Source organism: Ramlibacter sp. 2FC, assembly GCF_005503345.1.
In the GTDB taxonomy this organism is placed as follows: domain Bacteria; phylum Pseudomonadota; class Gammaproteobacteria; order Burkholderiales; family Burkholderiaceae_C; genus SCMQ01.
Genome location: NZ_SCMM01000070.1, coordinates 1 through 7,500, shown reverse-complemented (window position 1 = coordinate 7,500; position 7,500 = coordinate 1). Strand labels below are relative to the sequence as shown.

At 59.9% G+C, this 7,500-nt stretch carries 3 protein-coding genes, 1 tRNA gene, 2 rRNA genes and 1 pseudogene (1 of these 7 only partly in view); 4 read left to right on the top strand and 3 right to left on the bottom strand.

All coding sequences use genetic code 11. The features are described 5' to 3' along the window. The 3 genes from FFS10_RS20625 to rrf form a co-directional block, all read left to right on the top strand. A tRNA-Ala gene (locus FFS10_RS20625) sits at window positions 1-70 on the top strand (it extends 6 nt beyond the left edge of the window). Between the two features lie 389 nt (window positions 71-459). Then, window positions 460-3,337 (top strand): 23S ribosomal RNA (locus FFS10_RS20620). A gap of 118 nt (window positions 3,338-3,455) precedes the next feature. Beyond that, a 5S ribosomal RNA gene (gene rrf, locus FFS10_RS20615) occupies window positions 3,456-3,568 on the top strand. Window positions 3,569-3,632: 64 nt separating this feature from the next. On the opposite strand, the gene FFS10_RS20610 is transcribed toward rrf, so the two are convergent. Genes FFS10_RS20610 through FFS10_RS20600 form a run of 3 tightly spaced genes read right to left on the bottom strand, consistent with a single transcriptional unit; the run spans window position 3,633 to window position 7,055 of the window. Then, on the bottom strand, window positions 3,633-4,583 hold the full coding sequence (locus tag FFS10_RS20610) for an MBL fold metallo-hydrolase (protein ID WP_137896479.1): 951 nt from the start codon (window positions 4,581-4,583) through the stop codon (window positions 3,633-3,635). Further along, a complete protein-coding gene (locus FFS10_RS20605; protein WP_137896478.1) occupies window positions 4,580-6,268 on the bottom strand; it encodes an AMP-binding protein in 1,689 nt (562 codons plus the stop codon). The genes FFS10_RS20610 and FFS10_RS20605 overlap by 4 nt, the downstream gene beginning before the upstream one ends. A gap of 46 nt (window positions 6,269-6,314) precedes the next feature. Continuing rightward, a complete protein-coding gene (locus tag FFS10_RS20600; protein WP_137896477.1) occupies window positions 6,315-7,055 on the bottom strand; it encodes an FFLEELY motif protein in 741 nt (246 codons plus the stop codon). Between the two features lie 67 nt (window positions 7,056-7,122). Between FFS10_RS20600 and FFS10_RS20595 the strand changes: the two are divergent. Continuing rightward, window positions 7,123-7,500, top strand: a pseudogene (locus FFS10_RS20595) (hypothetical protein); the annotation flags it as partial.

The window sequence follows — 7,500 nt, the reverse complement described above, 5'->3', positions numbered from 1 at the left end:
TTAGCTCAGCTGGGAGAGCACCTGCTTTGCAAGCAGGGGGTCGTCGGTTCGATCCCGTCATCCTCCACCATCGATACTTATTCATTCAATACCAAAGTGGCTTTGCAAGAGGCTGCTTTGTTGTTGATCGAGATTGTTTGATCAATCGGCTGTTCTTTAACAATTCATAGAGTCGAATCAGCGTTGTCAGAGGAAACTGCACATTCGTAAAGGTTTAGTGCAGACCGTGCCTCTGATGACAATTTTTTGATTGCGTCAAAACGAAATTCAAACTTTGTTTGTATTTCAAGTAATGACGAATCGTTCTCTTGGACATTGCTGCGCAAGCGGCGATATCCGAAGAATCATTCACATTACGGCATAACGCGCGAGGTGAAAGACCTCGCAAGTCCTTGAAAGAAAGCGGCGATGTTTCGCAAGAGGCTGTAAAGGTCTCATGCTGAGACGTCAAAGTTATAGGGTCAAGTGACTAAGAGCATGTGGTGGATGCCTTGGCGATGATAGGCGACGAAGGACGTGATAGCCTGCGATAAGCTTCGGGGAGCTGGCAAATAAGCTTTGATCCGGAGATTTCCGAATGGGGAAACCCACCTGCAAAGGTATCGCACACTGAATACATAGGTGTGCGAGGCGAACCGGGTGAACTGAAACATCTCAGTAGCTCGAGGAAAAGACATCAACCGAGATTCCGAAAGTAGTGGCGAGCGAAATTGGAAGAGCCTGTCAGTGATAGCACGATTCTTAGCAAAGCGGTCTGGAAAGGCCGGCCATAGTAGGTGATAGCCCTGTATGCGAAAAGGAACGTGTGGTACTGAGCTGACGAAAAGTAGGGCGGGACACGTGTAATCCTGTCTGAAGATGGGGGGACCATCCTCCAAGGCTAAATACTCATCATCGACCGATAGTGAACTAGTACCGTGAGGGAAAGGCGAAAAGAACCCCGGGAGGGGAGTGAAATAGATCCTGAAACCGCATGCTTACAAAAAGTCGGAGCCCTTTGGGGTGACGGCGTACCTTTTGTATAATGGGTCAGCGACTTACATTCAGTGGCAAGGTTAACCGAGTAGGGAAGCCGTAGAGAAATCGAGTCCGAATAGGGCGTTCAGTCGCTGGGTGTAGACCCGAAACCAAGTGATCTATCCATGGCCAGGATGAAGGTGCCGTAACAGGTACTGGAGGTCCGAACCGACTAGTGTTGCAAAACTAGCGGATGAGCTGTGGATAGGGGTGAAAGGCTAAACAAACTTGGAAATAGCTGGTTCTCTCCGAAAACTATTTAGGTAGTGCCTCAAGTATTACCTTCGGGGGTAGAGCACTGTTTTGGCTAGGGGGTCATGGCGACTTACCAAACCAAGGCAAACTCCGAATACCGAAGAGTACAGCTTGGGAGACAGAGCACCGGGTGCTAACGTCCGGACTCAAGAGGGAAACAACCCAGACCGCCAGCTAAGGTCCCTAAAATTGGCTAAGTGGGAAACGAAGTGGGAAGGCTAAAACAGTCAGGATGTTGGCTTAGAAGCAGCCATCATTTAAAGAAAGCGTAATAGCTCACTGATCGAGTCGTCCTGCGCGGAAGATGTAACGGGGCTAAGCCAGTTACCGAAGCTGCGGATGCACAGTTTACTGTGCGTGGTAGGAGAGCGTTCTGTAAGCCTGTGAAGGTGTCTTGTAAAGGATGCTGGAGGTATCAGAAGTGCGAATGCTGACATGAGTAGCGTTAAAGCGGGTGAAAAGCCCGCTCGCCGTAAGCGCAAGGTTTTCTACGCAACGTTCATCGGCGTAGAGTGAGTCGGCCCCTAAGGCGAGGCAGAGATGCGTAGCTGATGGGAAACAGGTCAATATTCCTGTACCGATTGCAAGTGCGATGTGGGGACGGAGAAGGTTAGCTCAGCCGGGTGTTGGATGTCCCGGTTCAAGCCTGTAGTCGTGCCTGGTAGGCAAATCCGCCGGGCTTAGATGAGGGGTGATAACGAGGAGGCTTGCCTCCGAAGTGAGTGATACCCTGCTTCCAGGAAAAGCCACTAAGCTTCAGCTTGCAACGACCGTACCGCAAACCGACACTGGTGCGCGAGATGAGTATTCTAAGGCGCTTGAGAGAACTCAGGAGAAGGAACTCGGCAAATTGACACCGTAACTTCGGAAGAAGGTGTGCCCTTAGTAGGTGAAGTCCCTCGCGGATGGAGCCCAATGGGGTTGCAAAAAATCGGTGGCTGCGACTGTTTAATAAAAACACAGCACTCTGCAAACACGAAAGTGGACGTATAGGGTGTGACGCCTGCCCGGTGCTGGAAGATTAAATGATGGGGTGCAAGCTCTTGATTGAAGTCCCAGTAAACGGCGGCCGTAACTATAACGGTCCTAAGGTAGCGAAATTCCTTGTCGGGTAAGTTCCGACCTGCACGAATGGCGTAACGATGGCCACACTGTCTCCTCCTGAGACTCAGCGAAGTTGAAATGTTTGTGATGATGCAATCTCCCCGCGGAAAGACGGAAAGACCCCATGAACCTTTACTGTAGCTTTGTATTGGACTTTGAACAGATCTGTGTAGGATAGGTGGGAGGCTTTGAAGTGTGGTCGCTAGATCGCATGGAGCCAACGTTGAAATACCACCCTGGTGTGTTTGAGGTTCTAACCTAGGTCCATTATCTGGATCGGGGACAGTGCATGGTAGGCAGTTTGACTGGGGCGGTCTCCTCCCAAAGCGTAACGGAGGAGTTCGAAGGTACGCTAGGTACGGTCGGACATCGTGCTAATAGTGCAATGGCATAAGCGTGCTTAACTGCGAGACTGACAAGTCGAGCAGATGCGAAAGCAGGACATAGTGATCCGGTGGTTCTGTATGGAAGGGCCATCGCTCAACGGATAAAAGGTACTCTGGGGATAACAGGCTGATACCGCCCAAGAGTTCATATCGACGGCGGTGTTTGGCACCTCGATGTCGGCTCATCTCATCCTGGGGCTGTAGCCGGTCCCAAGGGTATGGCTGTTCGCCATTTAAAGAGGTACGTGAGCTGGGTTTAAAACGTCGTGAGACAGTTTGGTCCCTATCTTCCGTGGGCGCTGCAGATTTGAGGAAGCCTGCTCCTAGTACGAGAGGACCGGAGTGGACACACCTCTGGTGTATCGGTTGTCACGCCAGTGGCATTGCCGAGTAGCTAAGTGTGGAAGAGATAACCGCTGAAAGCATCTAAGCGGGAAACTCGTTTCAAGATGAGATCTGCCGGGGCCTTGAGCCCCCTGAAGAGTCGTTCAAGACCAGGACGTTGATAGGCTGGGTGTGGAAGCGCAGTAATGCGTTAAGCTAACCAGTACTAATTGCTCGTGCGGCTTGACCCTATAACTTTGATCAGCCCGATCAAGGTTGTTATGCCAAGTGACGCAATCGAAATACAAAAGCTGATAGGCTCTATGAATTGGCCGGCTTGACCCAACGTCAAGCCAGCAACAAGTTATGCCTGATGACCATAGCGAGGTGGTCCCACTCCTTCCCATCCCGAACAGGACAGTGAAACGCCTCAGCGCCGATGATAGTGCGGTCTCCCGTGTGAAAGTAGGTCATCGTCAGGCTATTACAGCAAGAAACGCCCAGTCGCGAGACTGGGCGTTTTCTTTTTTCCGGCGCCGATTTCGTTCAGGCGTTGACCAATTCCCCGTCTTCCATGCGCGCGACTCCTGCGCGGACCAGATCCTCGCTGATCTGCTCTATCCATTGCGCCAGCGGCATGTCGCCGAAGTAACGGCGGTGCAGCAGTCCCAGGTAGCGTGTGTCGCCCGCCCAGTTGGCCAGAGCCTGCCGGGGAATGCGCTGCCACTCCAGCAGCTTGAATTTGATCAAGACCTTGGCGGCGTGCTGGGCGTGCCGCAGGGGGGAGCACAGGAAGCTGTCCAGACGGCGGCGTGCGGCCTCAAGGGCCGGCTCCACGCCGGTGAACACCGCGCCATGACCGGGAATGACGGTGCTCGGCCGTAGCGCGGCGATCAGGTCCAGGGTCGCGCCTACCTCATCGAAGGCGTCCATGCCTTCCAGCTCCGGGAACACCACGCCGAACCCGTTCTGCCACAAAGCGTCGGCCGAGATCAGGGTGCGCGTGTCCGGTTCGAACAGGATTACGGAGTGCGGATCGTGGCCTGGTGCGGCATGCACCTGCCACGCCTGTCCTGCGAGCCGCATTTCGGTGCCAGGTTGCAGCAGGGCGTCGAAGCGAAAGCGTGGGCATTGCTGGCCGGTCGGCGTGTACGACAGGGCTTCGTCATCCCATTGCGCAACCTGGGGCGCAAGGCCGGGAGGGATGTGGGTGCGCAGGCCAGGGTAGGCCTGCTGCAGCGCGGCATTGCCGCCGCAGTGATCGCTGTGCAAATGCGTGTTCAGCAACAGATCCAGCGGGCGTGGCCCGAGGGCCTGCTGCACCAGGGACAAGGTTTGCGGGGCATGCGTGACATAGCCGCTGTCCACCAGGGCGCAGGTCCGCGCCTCGACCAGCAGGATGCTGTTGGAGGACAGCCAGCCGCGCTCGAACACGGTCACGCCCGCGGGCAGAACGGCGTCGCCTGCCTGATGGCCTGTCTCGCGCAGGGCGCTCATCGAGTCGCCGTCCGCAGTTCGCGCCGCAGGATCTTGCCGACGTTGCTCTTGGGTAGCTCGTCGCGGAACTCGTAGTATTTGGGCCGCTTGTATCCGGTCAGGCGCTCGTGGCAAAAGCGGGCCAGCGTCTCCTCGGTGAGCAGGGGGTCGCTGCGGACCACGTAGACCTTGATGGCTTCGCCCTGCTTCTCGTCGGCGACGCCCACAGCGGCGCATTCCACCACACCAGGGCACAGGGAGATTTCATTCTCGAGCTCGTTGGGGAACACGTTGAAGCCGCTCACGATGATCATGTCTTTCTTGCGGTCGACGATGCGAGTATGCCCCCGTGCATCCATCACGCCGATGTCGCCGGTGCGCAGGAAACCGTCGTGCGTGAAGGCCTTGCGCGTCTCCTCGGGCTGACGGTAATAGCCCTGCATCACGTTGGAGCCGCGTATGCAGATTTCGCCGGCGCTGCCAGGCGGCAGGTCCTGGCCTGCCTCGTCCTTGATCGCGATCTCTATGCCGGGCAAGGGCAGGCCTATGGTGCCGCTGAAGGTGGCCTGGGTGACGGGGTTGTTGGTGCCGATGGCGCAGGTCTCGCTCATGCCCCAACCTTCGACCATGGGACAGCCCGTTACCTGGCGCCATTGCCGGGCGGTCCCCTCCGACGCGGCCATGCCGCCGGCCTGGGAGACACACAGGCTGGAGAAGTCCAGCGTCCTGAACTGAGGGTGCTGCAGCAGTGCATTGAACAGCGTGTTGACCGCCGGCAGCATGTGGAACGGGCGCTTCTTGAGCACTTCGACGAACTTGCCGATGTCGCGCGGATTGGGGATCAGGCTCAGGTGCGAGCCCTGGCGGATCGCGAGCAGGCACAAGGTGAGCGCGAAGATGTGATACAGCGGCAAGGCGGCGATGCTGTTGACCTTCCGCGGGTCGCCGACCCGCTTGAGCGCCGGCGAGAACCAGGCCTCGGCCTGCAGGATGGCAGCGACGATGTTGCGGTGGGTCAGCACCGCGCCCTTGGACAGGCCCGTGGTACCGCCCGTGTACTGCAGGAAGGCTACCGAGTCCAGGCTCTGCCCCTGGGCGCGCAGGCTCATGCCGCGCCCCTGGGCGAGGGCGGCGTTGAACGGGGTGACGCTGTGCCCCTCGCCCAGCGGCAGGCGGAAAGCCGGCACCATCTTGGCCAGGTGGCGCACGGCGAAGCTCAGCCAGCGGCCGCGCCAGGGGCCGAGCAGGTCGCCCAGCGAGGCCAGCACCACATGCCGCACCGGCGTCTGCGCTATGACTTCCTCCAGCGTATGGGCGAAATTCTCCAGCAGCACGATGGCCGTCGCGCCCGAGTCCTTGAGCTGGTGCTCGAGCTCCCGAGCCGTGTAGAGCGGATTGACGTTCACGCAGGTGTAGCCGGCGCGCAGCACTGCGGCCATGCTGACCGCGAACTGCGGCAGGTTGGGCAGCATGATGGCGACGCGCGCGCCCGGCTCCAGTCCGCGGCCCTGCAGCCAGGCGCCAAGCGCCGCCGAGAGTTCGTCCAGCTCGCGGTAGGACATCCAGCGGTCCATGCAGACCGAAAAAGGCTGGTCCGCGTGCTTGCGGAACGACTCATCGAGCAACTCGGTGAGCGAGTGGTAGCGGTCGGGATACACGTCGTGCGGGACGTCTTCAGGGTAGCTGTTGAGCCAGAACCGGTCCATTGGGGTCCTCCTTGCCCGGCATTGTGAGCAGGCTGCGCGGCGGACGTTACCGGGCTTGTCCCAGGAGGCGGTCCAATTGCGTCTCGCAGGCGACTGCCTGGCCCTCGAACAGCAGCTCGAGCAAGGCCTCCTCGCGCTCGCGCAGCAGCGCCAGGAAGGCGGCCACGCCCTCGCGCCGCCTGGCCAGCGCGGAGAAGGTCTCGAAGCCGTGCTCCAGCAGCGCCTGTATCGCGCCCAGCCCGGCCGCATGGGCCGGCTTGCGCATCATCTTCAGCATCAGGCCCAGGCCGGGCATGCGCGCCAGGCGCACCAGGTCCTCGCCGACCACCAGTGCCGTGTCCAGCTGTTGCTTCCGCAGCGCCGGCTGCCCGACCGCCTGCCAAGCCTCGACGTAGCGTCGCGTGCGGGAGAGGCTGTGCGGCCCGTCCAGCCAGGCTCGCCCCATGGCGTGATCCAGTTGCTCGGTCAGCGCATGCAGTTCGGCCAGCGCCGCAGCCGTTGTGGCCACCGCCTCGGGGAACAGCGATTCCAGCGCGCCGGCGATGCGGGCGAATTGCGCGTCGCGCTCGCTGTCGTCGCGGTCGCCATAGAGCTCGTCGAGAAAGAAGCGCGCCACGGCCTGGAAGCTGCCGCCGGCCAGCAGGTCGGCGTAGCTGCCGGCGAATCGCTGGGCCTGCAGGCGCTTGATGGCCTGCACGGCGAGCGCCAGCCGCGGCTCGGCCGCCGACTGCTGCCGCAGCTTGGCCACGCTGGCCACGGCGTCACGGATTCTCTGGGCTGCGTCCATATGGAGCCGCAGTGTATTAGTCGTCCCGACCCATGGCAGGGTGCGCAGCCCATGCCATAGTGCGGTCATGCCGATCACCCAGCCAGGTCCGGGCGCCACGGCCCGGCTGCTGCAATGCATGACCCTGTCCACACTCGCGGTCGCGTCGCTGTGGCTGTGGTGGTGGTGGCCGCGCGCGCCGCTGCTTGCGCTGGCCGGACTGGCCCTGGGCCTGGGAGGCTATGCCTGGGTGCTGGCCCTGGAGTTGCTGGCCCAGGCCTGGCTGAGCCGCCGCGGGCCGGTCGCGCGGCCGCGGGCGAGCCGGCTGCTGCGCGCCTGGGCGCGCGAGGCGCTCACGGCGCCGCGGGTGTTCTGCTGGCGCCAGCCGTTCAGATCGCGTGCGGTGCCCGACCAGTTGCAGGCCTGTCTCTTATACACCTCTCCGCCTGTCACTTATACTCCTTCC